Source organism: Vibrio pelagius, assembly GCF_024347575.1.
Taxonomy (GTDB): Bacteria; Pseudomonadota; Gammaproteobacteria; order Enterobacterales; family Vibrionaceae; genus Vibrio; species Vibrio pelagius.
The window spans coordinates 1,877,360-1,894,724 of the sequence record NZ_AP025503.1; the positions used below are offsets into that span (position 1 = coordinate 1,877,360).

Consider the following 17,365-nt stretch of genomic DNA (forward strand, 5'->3'; position numbering starts at 1 on the left):
AATTTTATGCCCTGATCATTCACTGATTACTGTGCTGCTTCAGCGATTTTGACCTTCCAAGTATCTGGACCAATTTGGTGAGCGTTAGCGCCTGTTGAATCTACTGCAACCGTTACTGGCATATCTTCCACTTCAAATTCGTAAATCGCTTCCATGCCTAGGTCTTCAAACGCGACAACGCGAGCTTTCTTGATCGCTTTCGCTACAAGGTAAGCTGCACCGCCTACTGCCATCAGGTAAACCGCTTTGTGTTCTTTGATAGACTCAACCGTTGCAGGACCACGTTCTGCTTTACCGATCATACCCATGATGCCTGTTTCGTTTAGCATCATATCAGTGAACTTATCCATACGTGTTGAAGTTGTTGGACCCGCTGGACCTACCGCTTCATCGCCTACTGCATCAACTGGACCTACGTAGTAGATAAACTTACCTTTGAAATCGACGCCTTCAGGTAGGCCCTCACCGTTCTCTAACATGCCTTGGATACGCTTATGTGCAGCATCACGGCCAGTAAGGATTTTGCCTGATAGAAGAACCGTTTCACCTGTCTTCCACTCTTGAACGTCTTCTTTAGTGACTTCATCAAGGTTAACACGACGTGTATTCGCGCCCGCTTCCCAAGTGATGTCTGGCCACTCTTCTAGCTTAGGTGGTGTTAGCTCTGCTGGACCACTACCGTCTAGAGTGAAATGTACGTGACGCGTCGCTGCACAGTTAGGGATTAAACATACAGGCTTAGACGCCGCATGTGTTGGCGCAGTTTTGATTTTCACGTCAACAACGGTAGTGAGACCACCAAGGCCTTGTGCACCAATACCTAGCTTGTTTACGCGGTTGAAGATGTCTAGACGAAGCTCTTCTTCTGCGTTCTCAGGGCCTTTTTCGATAAGCTCTTGGATATCGATATGCTCCATTAAAGACTCTTTCGCCAGTACCGCCGCTTTTTCAGCCGTACCACCGATACCTATACCTAGCATGCCCGGTGGACACCAACCTGCACCCATAGTTGGTAGTGTCTTCTCTACCCATTCTGCAATGTCATCAGAAGGGTTAAGCATCACCATCTTCGTTTTGTTTTCGCTACCGCCGCCTTTCGCCGCGATTTGGATTTCAACCTTGTCGCCTGGAACCATATTAATGTGAACAACCGCTGGTGTGTTGTCTTTGGTATTAATACGCTTACCTGCAGGGTCCATTAAGACAGATGCACGCAGTGGGTTATCTGGGTTGTTGTAAGCTTGACGAACGCCTTCATCAACCATCTCTTGAACGGTTAGGTCTGTTTCCCATTTCACATCCATACCGATGTTGACGAAGCAGGTTACGATCCCAGTATCTTGACAGATTGGACGGTGGCCTTCTGCCGACATACGAGAGTTAATCAGAATCTGAGCGATCGCATCTTTTGCTGCTTGGCTCTCTTCTTTCTCATAGGCTTTTTCTAGGGCTTGGACAAAGTCTAAAGGGTGGTAATAAGAAATGTACTGAAGTGCGTCAGCGACACTGCTGATCACATCTTGCTTACGAATAACCGTCATTGCATGCCTCTTTATTGTTCTAGTTCCATGTTGGGCTCATGGCACTATGGGTGTTTAGCTTATTATAATATTGAGCTTAATTTAGTTGCTTTGGCACTCGCTTATCTGAACCATCAAATAGCCAAGATAGTCGTCAGCTTCGTATTGCACTAAACCCCTTGTTTTGAACTGTGTGAACCAGGAGCCCATTTTAATTTCAATTTATGATACTCTTGCTTCCTCTCACACGCCATGCAGTGATCGAACTCTTTGTCACAAATTAAACAAATGAATAACAACGAACTCCAGTCTATCCAAATTAAGCCGCTCGAATATCAATCAAATTTAGCTAAACAGCTGTTTTCAGGTATAGAAACCCTACCGTGGGCAATGCTATTACGCTCAGCTTCAGAAAGCCATGTCGATAGTCGTTTTGATATTTTGGTTGCTCAACCAGTCGCCACTTTCGAGACCACTGGTCAAAGAACCACGATCAATGTTAATGAAAATCGTGTACTCCAAGAAGACCCTATAATTTCAGAAAGCGACCCGTTTGAGTTGCTTCATCAGTATCAACAGGAATTAATCCCAGATCTTAATTTTGAACATGACCTGCCATTCGTCGGTGGTGCTCTGGGGTATTTCAGCTACGATTTAGGCCGCCGTGTCGAGACCTTACCAGAGCTCGCCGAACACGATATCAAAGCGCCGGATATGGCCGTTGGACTGTATGATTGGGCAGTTATTGTTGACCATAAACTCAAAGCAGCGTGTGTGGTTGGTTTGAATGTTGAAGCTCGACTGGCATGGCTTCAGGAGCACAGTGCGGGATCGCAAGCTCCATTTAGCTTAATCGGTGAATGGCAATCGAATATGAGTCAGGAGAGCTACGTAAGCAAGTTCGATTCTGTTCAAGAGTACCTATTGTCCGGTGACTGCTATCAGATTAACTTGGCGCAGCGCTTCAAGGCTCAGTACCAAGGCTCAGAGTGGCAAGCGTATGAAAAGCTTGAGCAATATAACAGCGCCCCCTTCTCTGGCTTTATTCGCCTTGAAGATTGCTCTATTTTAAGTGTCTCTCCAGAACGCTTCCTTGAACTTAAAGACAACACAATTGAGACCAAGCCAATCAAAGGGACTCGCCCTCGCTCTGAAGAAGCTCAAATCGATGCTGAATATGCCAACGATTTAGCTCATGCAGAAAAGGACCAAGCTGAGAACCTCATGATCGTAGACCTACTGCGGAACGACATTGGTCGCGTGGCTAAGCCGGGTACAGTACACGTCCCGAAACTGTTTGATATCGAAAGTTTCCCTGCAGTTCATCACCTAGTGAGTACCATTCGTGCCGAGCTCGATGAACAATACCATGCAACGGATCTATTGAGAGCTTGTTTTCCAGGAGGCTCGATTACAGGCGCTCCGAAAGTAAGAGCGATGCAGATTATCGAAGAACTTGAACCGCACAGGCGCTCTGCTTATTGCGGCAGTATCGGTTACATTAGCCGTCATGGTCGTATGGATACCAGCATCACCATTCGTACTCTAGTTGCAGAAGATCAGGTGTTATACGCTTGGGCGGGTGGTGGCGTTGTTGCAGACAGTGACTGTCAATCAGAATATCAAGAGACGCTAGATAAGCTGAGTAGAATCCTGCCAGTGCTTGCTAAGGACTAGCCGAAACCCCAGCGGAATGCTCTGTATGTACTTGATGCTCTATATGTAATAGATGTTCTATATGTACTAACAACATAAAAAATCAGAAGCTCGAGCTTCTGGTTTTTATGTAAGTCACGCTAGCAAAGTGTGCAAGCTACTATTTGGGCACACTTTTGCCATAACTATTGAGTAACAGAACTCATTCCCCACTTTTTAAGCATCTCTTTCAGATCGCTAGCTGTATAAGGCTTACTAAGGATGTCGTCCATCCCGCATTCGATGCAACGCTCACGTTCCTCTAAAGTTGTTCCCGCGGTCAAAGCCACAATCGATTTGGTGTAGCCTTGTTCGCGAAGCTTCTCGGTAGCCTCAAAACCATCCATTATTGGCATCCGGCAATCCATGAATACCACGTCGTACTCATTAACACTGGCTAACTCAAAGCCTTCTACACCGTTGTTCGCAATTGCCGGCTCTATCTCATGCTTACGCAGCATCTGTTGAATAATAATTTGATTCATCTTGATGTCATCGACCACCAGCACTTTCAATAGTGATAAACCCGTATCGGAAACGATATTCTCTTTGACCTTCTCTTCGTAATGAGAGGTGTCCACTACGATAAGAGGGAGCGCGATGGTAAAGGTTGTCCCTACCCCTTGCTCACTTTTTACAGAGATGTGACCGTTCATGAGGCTAACTAACTTGCGACATATGGCTAAACCTAAGCCAGTGCCTTCATAATTTCGACTGCTGGATCGGTCAGCTTGTGTGAATGGATCAAACAAGGTAGTCATAGCGCTTTCGGCAATACCTACCCCAGAGTCTTCCACTGCAAAAACGAATTGGCCGTCTTTCCAATTTACGTTGACTCGAACATAACCTTCTTCCGTAAACTTAATAGCGTTACCAATTAAGTTCACAAAAAGCTGAGTAATTCGCTCCAAATCGCCATTAAAGTAAGATGGAACCTGTTTACCTATTGAAATAGTAAAGTCTATCTGCTTTTCCGTCGCTCGGTTGACGAAAATACTTTCGATGGTGTTTTTCAGATCACGCAGCGCAAATGTTTTCGGGATAAGCTCCAGCATACCTGCATTGATTTTGCTGTAGTCGAGCAGGTCATTGATGATGGTTCTGAGAAATTCACCGGATTGACTGAGGTTGTTGACAATTTCACGTTGCGGTTCGGTCAGCTCTGTGTCGCTAATCAGTTCTGCGCTACCTAACAATCCATTGAGCGGTGTTCTAAGCTCGTGGTTAATCATTGCAACAAAATCACGTGTTGAGCGTTCGGACTCCTCAGCGCGTCGTCTTGACTCTATATTTCGATTAATGGCGAGTTGATGAGTGATAGCACTGCAAATGAGATCCGTCACCAACATCAGCTGACTCTGAATAAAGTCGCTATCTTGATCGACAAGGTTTACCTTTACTAGCAGCGAACCAATAATAACCTTCTCTACCTCTAACGGAATCAACAACACATCGCCTTGCCAAGTCAGCTCTTGTGTATCCAAATCGATCCCACCAAGTATTGCATCTCCATAATCATTGGTTTTGAGTTCAGGGAGCAGTTTGGGAGGCAGCACTAAACGGCTAGCTTCAATTAGGTAACTATTGGTGATATTGGTGGTTAACTCTTGGAGCATAACGTCGTCAAGATCGTTGCGCAAAAACGCGCGACCAAAGTTGATCAGCAAGTTATCTATTTGCTCTTGGAATTCAATCCGACGTAAGTTGGCGTTGGATCGCTTCTCTAACTGACGGAGCGCTAGCTCGAGCTGCTGGTTTGCCTCGAAGAGTTCTAGGCTTTTCTGCTCTAGTAACCTCTCCGCTTCCTTTCTCGCAGCAATCTGTCGTTTAAGCTTTCGCTCAATGGCCGACTCTGAACTCATACTGCTATTCTACTCTCAGGTTAAAACGTACAACGCTTTGGTCTTCATTCTGAGGGATCATCTCAATCGCGATAGATTCGTTATGATACTCTGCACACCCCTCTATCAAACCTAAGCATACGTGAGACATGCAGCGCGCGCTTTTATAATCAAACACCAGCTGCGCTTCGTCCGTAGTCAAAAATGTAAACTGAGGAGGCTCTGCATCTGGGTAGAGTTTCTTCACTTCGACGTGGATGTAGCGTTCAACATGCTGAATAAACTGAAAAGTGGTATTGCTGTGCGCAAGACTGGCTTTGTCAGGCAGTGAATCGAGTAGGTTTTTAAATACTGATTGACCAAATACTCGCTGCAGACTAGCGGCATCAATATCGGTCTTTTTACTAAGGTTGATGATGAGTTTCACTAAATCTTTGTGGTCATAGCTGCCGACTGAGGTGTAGATACCCTCGTCGTCAGACATTTCAAGTACCTCTTCAAGGAGGTCCAGACCAAACTTATCTTCAACAAGCTCTAAGAATTCGGTAAATATGATTCCTTTCATTGCATACCTTCATTTTTTGTTTTTAGAATTCCGACATCAAAGTAGAGTTCTAGATGTCCGGTTTGCATAGCAGTGTCTTTGCTAAGTACTTAACAGCCCAGTGAAAACTCAAAAGTTGGGCGATCTTTTTTATCAATATAGCAAATATGCAACACTTCGCACCTCTTCTTCTTTAAAACTGTCGAGTTTTACCGATTGGTGTTGAGCTAGAAGTTATGTCTATACTTATTAGCATAATAATCAGTACATTGGCTCGATATGAATAAACAAAACTTTTTGCAACAGTTCCAACTCAACCCAATTGTCGGCTACCACCCCGAATCCATAGAGCGTGTGGCACAGTTTCGTGACGAAGATCTACGCCAAGCCGCTGTGGTTGTCGGATTAGTAGAACGCAATAATGAACTTAACGTAATTTTTACTAAACGCGCTGCGCATTTGAAACATCACCCCGGCCAAGTGAGCTTTCCTGGTGGAAAATATGAACAAAGTGACCCTTCGTTGCAACACACTGCACTCAGAGAGCTTCAAGAAGAGATTGGAGTTGTTAAAGAACAGGTCAAAGTAATAGGTCAGCTTCCCGCTCTGAATACCATCAGTAAATTTTCAGTGACACCAGTCGTCGCACTGATTGACCCTGACTACACACCCAAAATCGATCCCAACGAGGTAGATTCGATTTTCGAAGTTCCTGCCGAATATGTGTTCGACCAAGCCAACTTACACAGTCATTTAGTGGATTTTAAAAAGATCAAGCATCGAGTGTTTGCGATGCCGTTTAAAGACCAGCTGATCTGGGGTGTAACAGCACAAATTGTACAATCTATGCAGCGACACGTAGTGAAACAAATTACATAAAATGGAGGGTTCAGTTATTTTTTATTAACAAACGCTCAAAATTACATGGAACAGATTTATTAATACTTATTTTACGCAAACGGTTACTTTGTATAATTATAGAACAGCCCACCCTCCACATAAGAAAAACTAATACCAAACATAAACAAAAATCATCTGTAGCACGCCAAATTCGTGATCATAAAATCGTTTTTCGCCTATCATATAACAAGCCGTTTCATTACATGATTTAGATCTATTTTTTGCCGAAGAAAATTCTGCAAAATTAGCCCCAACTTATTTCCTGTTCCCAAAAAATGAGTAATTTAACATGAATACAACAATTTCTTCGGCAAATGCCGTAAAGAATTCGAGCAAGTTTACTTATAAAGATTTTACTTGGTGTCTTTCGCTGTTCGGTACTGCAGTTGGTGCTGGTGTACTATTCCTTCCAATCAAAGCTGGTGCGGGTGGTTTTTGGCCATTAGTTATCCTAGCTCTAATCGCAGCACCAATGACTTGGTTTGCACACAAATCTCTAGCACGTTTTGTACTGTCTGCAAAAAATCCTGAAGCAGATATCACTGATACAGTAGAAGAACACTTTGGTAAGACTGGCGCGAACCTTATTACTTTCGCTTACTTTTTCGCTATCTACCCAATCGTTCTAATTTACGGTGTTGGTATCACAAACACTGTGGACTCTTTCCTTGTAAACCAAATGGGTATGGAATCTATTCCACGTCCTCTTCTTTCTGGTGCACTTATCCTAGCTATGACTGCTGGTGTTGTATTCGGTAAAGAACTCATGCTGAAAGCAACTTCAGCGATGGTTTACCCACTAGTATTCATCCTACTAGCACTGTCTTTCTACTTAGTTCCTGACTGGAACACATCTATGATGGACGTAAATCCAGAATGGTCTGCAATGCCTTCTATCATCTGGCTTGCAATTCCAATCATTGTGTTCTCTTTCAACCACAGCCCAATCATTTCTCAGTTCTCTAAAGAGCAACGTCGTGTACACGGTGAAAACGCAGTTAAGAAAACTGACGCTATCACCGGTGGCGCAGCAATGATGCTGATGGGTTTTGTCATGTTCTTCGTATTCTCTGTTGTACTTTCTCTATCTCCAGAGCAACTAGCAACAGCGCAAGCGCAAAACATCTCTGTACTTTCTTACCTAGCTAACGTTCACGAGTCTCCACTTATCTCTTACATGGGTCCTCTAGTGGCGTTTGCAGCAATCACTTCTAGCTACTTCGGTCACTTCCTAGGTGCACACGAAGGTCTTGTAGGTCTAATCAAATCTCGCTCTAACACTCAAGTAAGCAAGATTGAAAAAATCTCTCTAGCGTTCATCGTTGTAACGACTTGGATTGTTGCTGTGGTTAACCCAAGCATCCTAGGTATGATTGAAACAATGGGTGCGCCAATGATTGCAGCTATCCTGTTCCTAATGCCTGTATTTGCGATGAACAAAGTTCCAGCAATGGCGAAGTACAAAACTTCAGCACCTGTACAAATCTTTACAGCTTTATGTGGTCTAGCGGCTATTAGTTCTGTAATCTACGGCGCTCTTTAATCTCAGCATCGTTACACTAAAGCACATGAGTGAAACAATACTCATTAAGCAAGCTGTGCATTAAAACCAAAATATAATGATAATAAATGAACCTCCCTACTCCCCTTGGGAGGTTCTCTTTTGAGGTAATCACTATGATTAGTGTTTTTGATATCTATAAAATCGGTGTTGGTCCATCGAGCTCACACACAGTTGGACCAATGAAAGCGGGCAAAGAGTTTATTGATGACCTACGCTCAATGGGAAAATTGCGCGACATCACTAAAATCACCGTTGACGTATATGGTTCACTATCACTGACAGGGAAAGGTCACCACACAGATATCGCTATCATCATGGGTCTTGCTGGCAATACCCCTGAGAAAGTAGACATCGATTCTATTCCGGGCTTTATTGCTCGCGTAGAAGAAACTGAGCGCCTTCCTGTTGGCATGCACTGTCACACAGTATCGTTCCCGAAAGATGGTGGTATGAACTTCCATACTACTAACCTTGAGCTACATGAAAACGGCATGAGCATCCACGCGTGGATCGATGACGAAAAAGCGTACTCAAAAACTTATTATTCTATTGGTGGTGGCTTCATCGTTGACGAAGAGAACTTCGGCAAGGAAGAAGAGAACCCAATTAAAGCGCCTTACGAATTCACAACGGCTGAAGAGCTAGTGAACCAGTGTAAAGAGAGCGGTCTATCTATCAGCACCCTTGTGATGAAGAACCAGGCTGCCCTTCACTCTGATGAAGAGTCTCGTACTTACTTTGCGAATATCTGGAAAACGATGCGCGAATGTATGGATCGCGGTATGAATACAGAAGGCATTCTCCCTGGTCCACTACGTGTGCCTCGTCGTGCAGCTGCGCTTCGCCAACAACTGATGACTTCAGAAAAAACAACGAACGATCCAATGTCAGTCGTTGACTGGGTAAACATGTTCGCTTTCGCTGTAAACGAAGAGAACGCAGCTGGTGGTCGTGTTGTTACAGCACCAACAAACGGCGCATGTGGCATCATCCCTGCAGTTCTGGCTTACTACGATAAGTTCATCCAAACTGTGACTGAGAAAGACTACATCCGTTACTTCGCGGCTTCTGGCGCTATCGGTGGTCTCTACAAGCGTAACGCGTCTATCTCTGGTGCAGAGGTTGGCTGTCAGGGCGAAGTTGGTGTGGCATGTTCGATGGCGGCAGCTGGTCTTGCTGAGCTTATGGGTGGTAGCCCAGAGCAAGTATGTATGGCTGCAGAGATCGCAATGGAGCACAACCTAGGTCTAACATGTGACCCAGTTGCTGGCCAAGTACAAGTACCATGTATCGAGCGCAACGGTATTGCTGCAGTGAAAGCGATCAACTCGACTCGTATGGCACTGCGTCGTTCTTCTGCTCCTACTGTATCTCTAGATAAAGTTATCGAAACAATGCTAGAAACGGGTAAAGACATGAACGCGAAATACCGTGAGACTTCTCAAGGTGGTCTAGCAATCAAAGTGGTCTGCTAATTAGCACTTGCACTTAATTTGCTTATAAAGAAAAGGAACGCCGAGGCGTTCCTTTTTTGTATCTACTATGTTAACGCTTATGGCTAGCGTCGAATTAAATCACTTGAGAGATAATCAAGAAGCAACCAAACAGTAGAGAAAATAGCATCATCACGCTGCCACCTTCCGCTGAGTATCTATCTTCAGCCACTTTCATGAAACGCTGCTTGTGCACCATCACAAGCGGGATAAACACCGCTAGAAATACCAAGATAATACCTGCGTAGTTCAGTACCTGTAGAAACTTGTCTGCTGCTAACAGTGAACCAGCTAGAGGCAGAATAAAGCTGATTACGTAAGTGACCGCTGTATTCTGATTAAACATGTCTCGGTTTTGGTTGAACAGAGCCATCGCGACACCAAAGAAAGAGGTCAATAGTGCCAAGCCAGTAAAGGTCGACAGAATGTTACCAATCCAAGGAGACTTAGTCTCAAACGCGGCCATCAAGTCTGACACGTTATGGAAGCTTCTAAATTGCTCTTCGCTTAGGTTACCCACTACCGCAAATAACCAACATAGGTAGCACACAAGTGGAATTAAAGAACCGACAATCACCATGTTGCGCAGTTGCTTGTCGGTCGCTTCTTGGTTGTATGAAACCAAAGTAGGAATCACCACCATAAAACCAAAACTGGTAAACAAGATCGCGCTGGTTTTAATCAGTGCTACGTGGTCATGACTCGTAACTTGCGTCAGATTTTCTTGAGTCATACCTGGAGCAAGGAAAGTCATAGTAATCACAAGGCTTGCCAGCATCACAAAGAATAGCGCTCGGTTAAGCTTATCAATCACACCTGTACCACACGCAACCACTGCACCAGCAATCAAGGTGAACGCTATCTGGCCTGTCGTGGCACTAACATTAATACCAAGGCTTGCCAGTAGTTGGCTCAGAAGATCGCCAGCACCTAGGATATATGCCATCAATAAGCAGATCAGCAAAGCGTAAAGCAGACCATTAGTAATCAGCTGACCTTGTCTACCTAGAGTTTTGCGCGCGATTGAGTTCAAGCCAAGGCCGCCACCTGCCTTGATTGTCGCTTCAAGGAGCAGAAGCGCCGCATAAGTAGTACCGAAGCAGATCAGTACCATTAAAAGTGAACCGTATAGTAACCCAAATTGGGCAAGAACCATTGGAATTGCAAGCATACCAGCACCCAAAGCGGTACCAGCGATAATTAGGGAGCTCCCCATCATTTTAATATTCATGTCTTTAACTTATTTATTTAATTTTTAATAGATGTAGTTCTCTGTCATCAATCAAGATGCAAAGAGAATTCGAAAGAAGTTAAGCTTTAAAACGAATATCGATAGGAGCGATAAGCGGAGTTAAATCGCGAAAAGGCAGTAGAAAGCGAGCTGTGATAAAAGCGAAATTGTAGAGAAAGAGAGGCAACCGAAGAGTTCGGTAGCTGATGTGGTGAACCTTCTGTCGGTTCGATGATTGGTGATGTAATTTTGAATTTCATCTATGTGTCCAAATGAGTCACATTCCGTGTTATTGAAGCAGCCATCCTTTGCTGCCCTCCTCACGTATTGAGGTAGATTCATCTTAACGAAAGACACCTGAAAAACAACGGCACAACCTTATTTTCTGCTACTTTTTACTCATCTGTATGTAATTTAGACAATCAGAACTAAAAAACATCACATTTATTCTAATTAAGCCATGGAGATGATCCAGTTAATTACATTGATACAAAGTAATTAACTAAAAATTACATGTTGTTTTCATTTCTAATCTCACACACACCTATATCGACAAACTCATCAATTAAAAAACCAATTAGTTGAAAGAAGATCAAAACATGACGCTAAGTGCGCTGTTTTTATGACGTTTTTACGCCAATTTTCCATCACAAAGCTGCTACATCACAGAAACATAACCACAATCGGAGTATGGTCACACAATTACCCCTTTATGGTAGGTACCGCATAACTTTACCGCTACAGTATGCTCGTCATTATAAATTATAAAAATATGTGTTCAGTATGCGCTCAACAATAACGTTTAAAATACTGGTAGCACTGGCCGTAGTTTTCTCACTACTCCTCGCTATCTCTACATACTTTCAATACACCCAGCAAAAGCAACTTGTGAACTCAGTTTTGAGCGAGCAATTGCACGATAAAGCCAGCAACTATTTCGACAGCCTCAATATGATGATGTTGACAGGCACCATGTCGCAAAAAGAGACGCTACGTCATAAAGCACTGGCACAAGAAGGCATCGAAGATGTTCGCGTACTTAGAGCAGACACTGTGAGCAAACTTTATGGCCCTGGTAGTGCAGATCAACTGCCGAAAGACGACATCGATAAGCGCGCACTGGCAGGCGAAACGGTCATTGAACCTTTCAGTGCGGACTGGGGGAAAGGTCTGGTTATCGCCCTGCCAATGAAATCGAGTGAGAATTACCGTGGTACGAATTGCGTATCTTGTCATATGGCACCGGAAGGCGAAGTATTGGGCGCTATTCGCTTAGAGTACAACTTGAGCCATGTTAACGAACTGATTCACACTCAGACCATTACCGCAATAGTCATTATGGCGGTGATTTCGTTTGTCGGTTTCGGTCTCACCATGACATTAATTCGCAAGATCATTGTCCGCCCTCTTCAACAAACCGCTCGCTTTATGACTCGAGTCAGTGACGATAAAAACCTTTCTGAGCGACTACCGGTTGAGCGTGATGACGAAATTGGCTCGCTATCCGCAGCGATCAACTCTTTCATGAAGACCGTCTCGAACAGTTTAGGTCAAGTACAAGACACCTCACATAAACTGAATGCGTCTGCAAACCAACTGACAAGCGTAGCTCACATTACAGAGACTGCAGCCAGCGATCAACAAGGCGAAACAGCCGAAGTACAGAGCAATATTGAAGGTATTCAAGCGCAACAAGTAAGTGCAGAACAGGCAACGGTTACCGCTTCTAACCTCATTAATCATACTGCTGAAGTGGCGTTTCAGAGTGCAAATCAAGCTCACAATGCTAGCAACGAGATTAAGAACCTGGTCACCAGTATCGAAGGAGTAAAAGATAAGATCTCCTCACTCAATCAGCAAACAGGTGAAGTGTCTTCGATCTTGACTGTGATTCATGGGATTGCCGAGCAAACAAATCTGTTGGCGCTCAACGCAGCGATTGAGGCAGCACGAGCTGGGGAACAGGGTCGTGGGTTTGCAGTGGTTGCCGATGAGGTTCGCCACCTAGCCTCTCGCACAGCCGAAGCCACTGACAATATTGAATCAATCATCAACCAGTTCAAACAAGGTAGCGAACAATCTCTACAATCTGCGGATCATGTGTGTGCTCAGGCTTACCAAAGCTCGACCGATATCGACGCGCTAGCTGAAGAAATGAATGGCGTTGTTGAGGAGATGAAACAAGTATTGGCGCATGCTCAAGATATCCAACATCAGACTCAATCCACCACTCATGCTACCAAAGATGTGCAGAACAAAATTGAAGCGATTACCTCTCATGCCAACAACACATCGCAATCGGCAGCAAGTACTCGTGACATCAGTAACGACCTTGAAGAACTGTCTGATCACCTAGAGAGCTTAATCAACCAATTTACCCTTTCTAACAAGCGACAAGAACGCTAATTACCTTCCCTCCTATCGCACCAAGGCCGACTTTTGGAGTAAAAAGTCGGCCTTTAAACAAAAATAAGTCCATATAGGAAATATTTCTTTCTTCAACTAACAATAAAGGTTGAAGCTCTCTGTGTGACAGGTAATATGTTCCATTGATTTAAAAAGTTTATACAACTCAATGTTTCGATTGTTTTTTGTTCAAGTATCAGAAAATTAAAACTATCGTGAATTAGCATTGGGTTGAATTTGTCCCTCAATGGAGAATGAAACCAACATGACTTACGCGCCTGTAAAAGACGTACTTGGCGGCAAGCTAGCGGTAGACAGTGAAGTAACTGTTCGCGGCTGGATCCGTTCACGTCGTGATTCCAAAGCTGGAATCTCTTTCCTTGCCATTTATGACGGCTCTTGTTTCGACCCGATTCAGGCCGTGGTCCCTAATAATCTTAATAATTACGAAAACGAAGTGCTAAAGCTGACTACAGGCTGCTCTGTCGAAGTAACAGGTAAGATTGTTGAGTCTCCTGCGAAAGGCCAAGACTTCGAACTTGCTGCAACTGACGTTAAAGTTGTAGGTTGGGTTGAAGACGCAGAAACTTACCCAATGGCGAAAACTCGTCACTCTATCGAGTACCTACGTGAAGTAGCACACCTACGTCCACGTACTAACGTAATCGGTGCGGTTGCGCGTGTTCGTAACTGCCTATCTCAAGCAATCCACCGCTTCTACCACGAGCAGGGTTTCTTCTGGGTATCTGCTCCACTGATCACAGCTTCTGATGCAGAAGGTGCTGGTGAGATGTTCCGCGTTTCTACTCTAGACATGGAAAACCTACCTCGCACAGAGAAAGGCGATGTTGATTACAACGAAGACTTCTTCGGTAAAGAGACATTCCTAACGGTATCTGGCCAACTAAACGCAGAAGCTTACGCTTGTGCACTAAGCAAGGTTTACACGTTCGGTCCTACGTTCCGTGCTGAAAACTCAAACACAAGCCGCCACCTAGCTGAATTCTGGATGGTTGAGCCTGAAGTTGCATTCGCTGACCTAGAAGACGTGGCTAAGCTGTCTGAAGACATGCTCAAGTTCGTATTCAAAGCAGTACTTGAAGAGTGTCGTGACGACCTTGAGTTCTTCGCTCAACGCATCGACAAAGAAGCAATCACTCGTCTAGAGCAGTTTGTTTCTTCTGACTTCGCACAAGTTGACTACACCGACGCAATCCAGATTCTTCTAGATTCAGGTCGTGAGTTCGAATTCCCTGTTGAATGGGGTATCGACATGTCTTCTGAGCACGAGCGTTACCTAGCTGAAGAGCACTTCAAGGCACCAGTAATCGTTAAGAACTACCCTAAAGACATCAAAGCATTCTACATGCGCGCGAACGATGACGGTAAGACAGTAGCGGCAATGGACGTACTAGCACCTGGCATCGGTGAAATCATCGGTGGTTCTCAGCGTGAAGAGCGTCTAGACATCCTAGACGAGCGTATGCGTGAAGTAGGTATCGACCCAGAGCACATGAGTTGGTACCGCGACCTACGTAAATACGGCACAGTGCCACACGCTGGTTTCGGCCTAGGTTTTGAGCGTCTAGTATCTTACGTAACAGGCATGGGCAACGTACGTGACGTTATCCCATTCCCACGTACTCCTCGCTCTGCGAACTTCTAATTCCGCTCTACGCTGAATTAAAAGAATGAAAACAAAAACCTCCGCAATTGCGGAGGTTTTTTTGTGTCGAATAAATAAGTAAGGCACAGAACCAATTTAGCATTTTAGCTTTGATCTTGTTTTTCTGCGTAGCGGATAGCTAATGCACAGATACCAAACAGAACAAATGGTATAGCAGCTGTGGTGTATTCAGTCCACGCCATATCAGCGAAAGCTTTTGCCAACAGCACATGGCCTAAAATCAGCAGTGCCGCACAGACAATAGCCACGAAGATAAGTTTGATCTCATTTCCAGCAGGTGATTTCAACATAACGGTTTCTCCAAGATTTGGTCTACCGTTATTCAAACACAGATTATCTTATTGAAAGGCGTACAGTTATGCTTGATTCAAGGCGTACAGTTTTTTAATACCGACGTTTATGACTGGCGCAACAGTTGGTGAGCAAGCTGGCCGACTGTTTTCAACGCAGAGCGGCGTTCTTGAGTGAGTTCATGAGAAAAGTTAAGTCGAATCGCATGAGAGACCATATCACTCTCACTGAACAAATCACCCGAAGCGATACTAATCCCCTCCCTCATCGCTTGCTTATATAGCTTATGGCTGTCAAATGAACTCGGGAAACGAATCCATATAAAGTAGCCCCCGTTCGGCTCTTCTACTTCTATAGATTTAGGGAAGTATTCAAATACTGCATTGATAAACTCTTGTTTTCTTGCCTGCAGGTGCTTGCGCAGCTTACGCAGATGATTGTCGTAACTTTCATGGGTTAAAAAGTGTGCCACACCCAGCTGTACCGGAGCGCTACTCGATAGCGTTGATAGAAGTTGCTGTTTTTGGATCTGGTTATGGTAACGAGCATTAACTACCCACCCCACTCGATAACCAGGACATAGGCTCTTAGAATACGAACCGCACAATAGCACAGAGTCATTAGTGTCGTATGCTTTCAACGGTTTAGGTTTGTCTCTATCGTAGTAGAGGTCAGCATAAACATCATCTTCAATAATTAAGGCGTGATGTTCACGAGCAATGGCTACCACTTCTTGTTTGCGCTCATCTGACAGGCAGGTACCGGTTGGGTTTTGGAATGTCGTCATTAACCAACACGCTTTGACATCATGGTCAATCAGCGCTTTTTTGAACGCAGGGATATTCAATCCATCCCTGGGGCAAACCTCAACCTCAATTGCATTTAAGCCAAGTCTCTCCACTGCTTGTAGCGCGCCATAAAAGGCTGGTGCTTCTATCACCACTGTATCACCAGGTTTGGTCACCGTTTGCAGGCTAAGGTTTAAAGCCTCCATCGCGCCAGACGTGATCACGATGTCTTGATGACTAACGACAATCCCTTGCTGGAGATACCGCTGGGCGATTTGACGTCTTAAAGACTCGCTCCCGGGTGGAAGGTTATTAATGACGCTCGCCCCCGTCATCTTACGTCCAGCGCTAGCGAGGTTCCTTGTCAGAACAGGAAGTGGGAACAGGTCTGGATCTGGAAACGCAGAACCGAAGGGCACCACGCCTTCGGCAGAGCTAGAGGTCAAAAAGTCGAACAACCTATCGTTGATCGCACGTTTTGGCTCTGAGACCTTAGGTGAGGAGACCAAGCTCTCAATTTTAGGCGCGACAAAGTAACCAGATTGAGGCTTGGCAATGATCCAGCCTTCACTCTCTAGCAGTTGGTACGCCTGAAGAACCGTGCTGTTGCTGACCTTATAGTTACGGCAACTCATGCGAACTGACGGGATCTTCTCGCCAGATCGCCAAGTATTATTGGCTATCTGCGTGCGAATGTCCTTTGCAAGCTCTTCGTAACGTGCCATAAGTTGTACTACCTAAAGAATCCATAAACCCAATACTCTAGCATTAACATGGGTTTAGATTGTATCTATCCTACTGATTAAACGTCATTTGTATAATTGTGTGAAAAACTTCACAGAACTCATGACTTGCTCTGCTAGCTTTGATGCATAGCGAGAAATTCATCTCGCTCTAAACTTAAACAGATGTTCACAATAAAAATGCGAGACCATCATGAAAAAGATAGAAGCAGAAAACTTAGAGTACAAAGGTGAATCAAACGGTGTCCATAGCTGGACAACACCAAGTGGGCAACCTTACTACTGGCATCCTGATTGGCTGCATATTGCTGAAGATGCAACTGGTTCGCACCCAAAAGAGAAACTCGATCTCGTCGATGATCAACCGGCCACTAAGAAACACGCAGTATCAGCAATCCTAAAGCACATTAACCAATGGGCCGCAGACAAGCTAGCATCACACCCAGAAATAGAAACAGGTTCAGTTGAAGCTGAGATCCACCTTAAGAAATAGTCGCTAATGGTTCACTGACCTCAAGTGCTGAGTGCAAGACAAGGTCAGTGAACCTAGCCCTTCTAATAGAAACAGCGCCCAGACAAACGCTACACTTAACAATTCTATAAAACCGCTTACCTTGTTATATCAATTGCTCCTGCCCACCGATAGAATTATCAAAATACAT

13 protein-coding genes are annotated in these 17,365 nt (G+C 44.5%); 7 read left to right on the top strand and 6 right to left on the bottom strand.

The window, feature by feature from the left end:
* Positions 1-26 precede the first annotated feature (26 nt).
* A complete protein-coding gene (locus vsple_RS08060) occupies positions 27-1,541 on the bottom strand; it encodes a fumarate hydratase (RefSeq protein ID WP_261881687.1) in 1,515 nt (504 codons plus the stop codon).
* A 267-nt stretch (positions 1,542-1,808) separates the two neighbouring features.
* Between vsple_RS08060 and pabB the strand changes: the two genes are divergently transcribed.
* Entirely contained in the window at positions 1,809-3,197 is a 1,389-nt protein-coding gene (gene pabB / locus vsple_RS08065) for an aminodeoxychorismate synthase component I (protein WP_261881688.1), read from the top strand.
* A 164-nt stretch (positions 3,198-3,361) separates the two neighbouring features.
* Here the strand turns inward: pabB and vsple_RS08070 are convergent, their stop codons facing one another.
* Both vsple_RS08070 and vsple_RS08075 read right to left on the bottom strand, forming a co-directional pair.
* Entirely contained in the window at positions 3,362-5,077 is a 1,716-nt protein-coding gene (locus tag vsple_RS08070) for an ATP-binding protein (RefSeq protein ID WP_261881689.1), read from the bottom strand.
* Positions 5,078-5,081: 4 nt separating this feature from the next.
* Positions 5,082-5,621: a heme NO-binding domain-containing protein gene (locus vsple_RS08075; protein ID WP_255230564.1), complete on the bottom strand. Its 540-nt coding sequence runs from the start codon at positions 5,619-5,621 to the stop codon at positions 5,082-5,084.
* A 258-nt stretch (positions 5,622-5,879) separates the two neighbouring features.
* Between vsple_RS08075 and vsple_RS08080 the strand changes: the two genes are divergently transcribed.
* The 3 genes from vsple_RS08080 to vsple_RS08090 all read left to right on the top strand — a co-directional run bounded on the left by vsple_RS08080 (position 5,880) and on the right by vsple_RS08090 (position 9,539).
* Positions 5,880-6,479, top strand: a complete 600-nt coding sequence (locus vsple_RS08080; protein WP_261881690.1) for a CoA pyrophosphatase — start codon at positions 5,880-5,882, stop codon at positions 6,477-6,479.
* Between the two features lie 310 nt (positions 6,480-6,789).
* The gene (locus tag vsple_RS08085) at positions 6,790-8,043 is read left to right on the top strand and encodes an aromatic amino acid transport family protein (RefSeq protein ID WP_261881691.1); all 1,254 of its coding nucleotides are present in this window, start codon (positions 6,790-6,792) and stop codon (positions 8,041-8,043) included.
* A 134-nt stretch (positions 8,044-8,177) separates the two neighbouring features.
* The gene (locus vsple_RS08090) at positions 8,178-9,539 is read left to right on the top strand and encodes an L-serine ammonia-lyase (RefSeq protein WP_255230561.1); all 1,362 of its coding nucleotides are present in this window, start codon (positions 8,178-8,180) and stop codon (positions 9,537-9,539) included.
* A 94-nt stretch (positions 9,540-9,633) separates the two neighbouring features.
* Here vsple_RS08090 and vsple_RS08095 read toward each other — a convergent pair whose 3' ends face one another.
* On the bottom strand, positions 9,634-10,776 hold the full coding sequence (locus tag vsple_RS08095) for an amino acid permease (RefSeq protein ID WP_261883151.1): 1,143 nt from the start codon (positions 10,774-10,776) through the stop codon (positions 9,634-9,636).
* Positions 10,777-11,571: 795 nt separating this feature from the next.
* On the opposite strand from vsple_RS08095, the gene vsple_RS08100 reads away from it, so the two are divergent.
* Together vsple_RS08100 and asnS are read left to right on the top strand one after the other, a co-directional pair.
* Positions 11,572-13,194 carry a methyl-accepting chemotaxis protein gene (locus tag vsple_RS08100; protein WP_261881692.1) on the top strand — a complete coding sequence of 541 codons (1,623 nt, stop codon included), beginning with the start codon at positions 11,572-11,574 and terminating at the stop codon, positions 13,192-13,194.
* 265 nt (positions 13,195-13,459) lie between these two features.
* Complete coding sequence (gene asnS / locus vsple_RS08105) at positions 13,460-14,860, top strand: asparagine--tRNA ligase (protein WP_150868825.1); 1,401 nt, start codon at positions 13,460-13,462, stop codon at positions 14,858-14,860.
* A 104-nt stretch (positions 14,861-14,964) separates the two neighbouring features.
* On the opposite strand, the gene vsple_RS08110 is transcribed toward asnS, so the two are convergent.
* Positions 14,965-15,171, bottom strand: a complete 207-nt coding sequence (locus vsple_RS08110; protein WP_261881693.1) for a hypothetical protein — start codon at positions 15,169-15,171, stop codon at positions 14,965-14,967.
* A gap of 107 nt (positions 15,172-15,278) precedes the next feature.
* Positions 15,279-16,685 (bottom strand): aminotransferase-like domain-containing protein, encoded by a 1,407-nt coding sequence (locus vsple_RS08115; protein WP_261881694.1) that lies wholly within the window; start codon positions 16,683-16,685, stop codon positions 15,279-15,281.
* A gap of 211 nt (positions 16,686-16,896) precedes the next feature.
* On the opposite strand from vsple_RS08115, the gene vsple_RS08120 reads away from it, so the two are divergent.
* On the top strand, positions 16,897-17,196 hold the full coding sequence (locus tag vsple_RS08120) for a hypothetical protein (RefSeq protein ID WP_255230555.1): 300 nt from the start codon (positions 16,897-16,899) through the stop codon (positions 17,194-17,196).
* Positions 17,197-17,365: the final 169 nt, after the last annotated feature.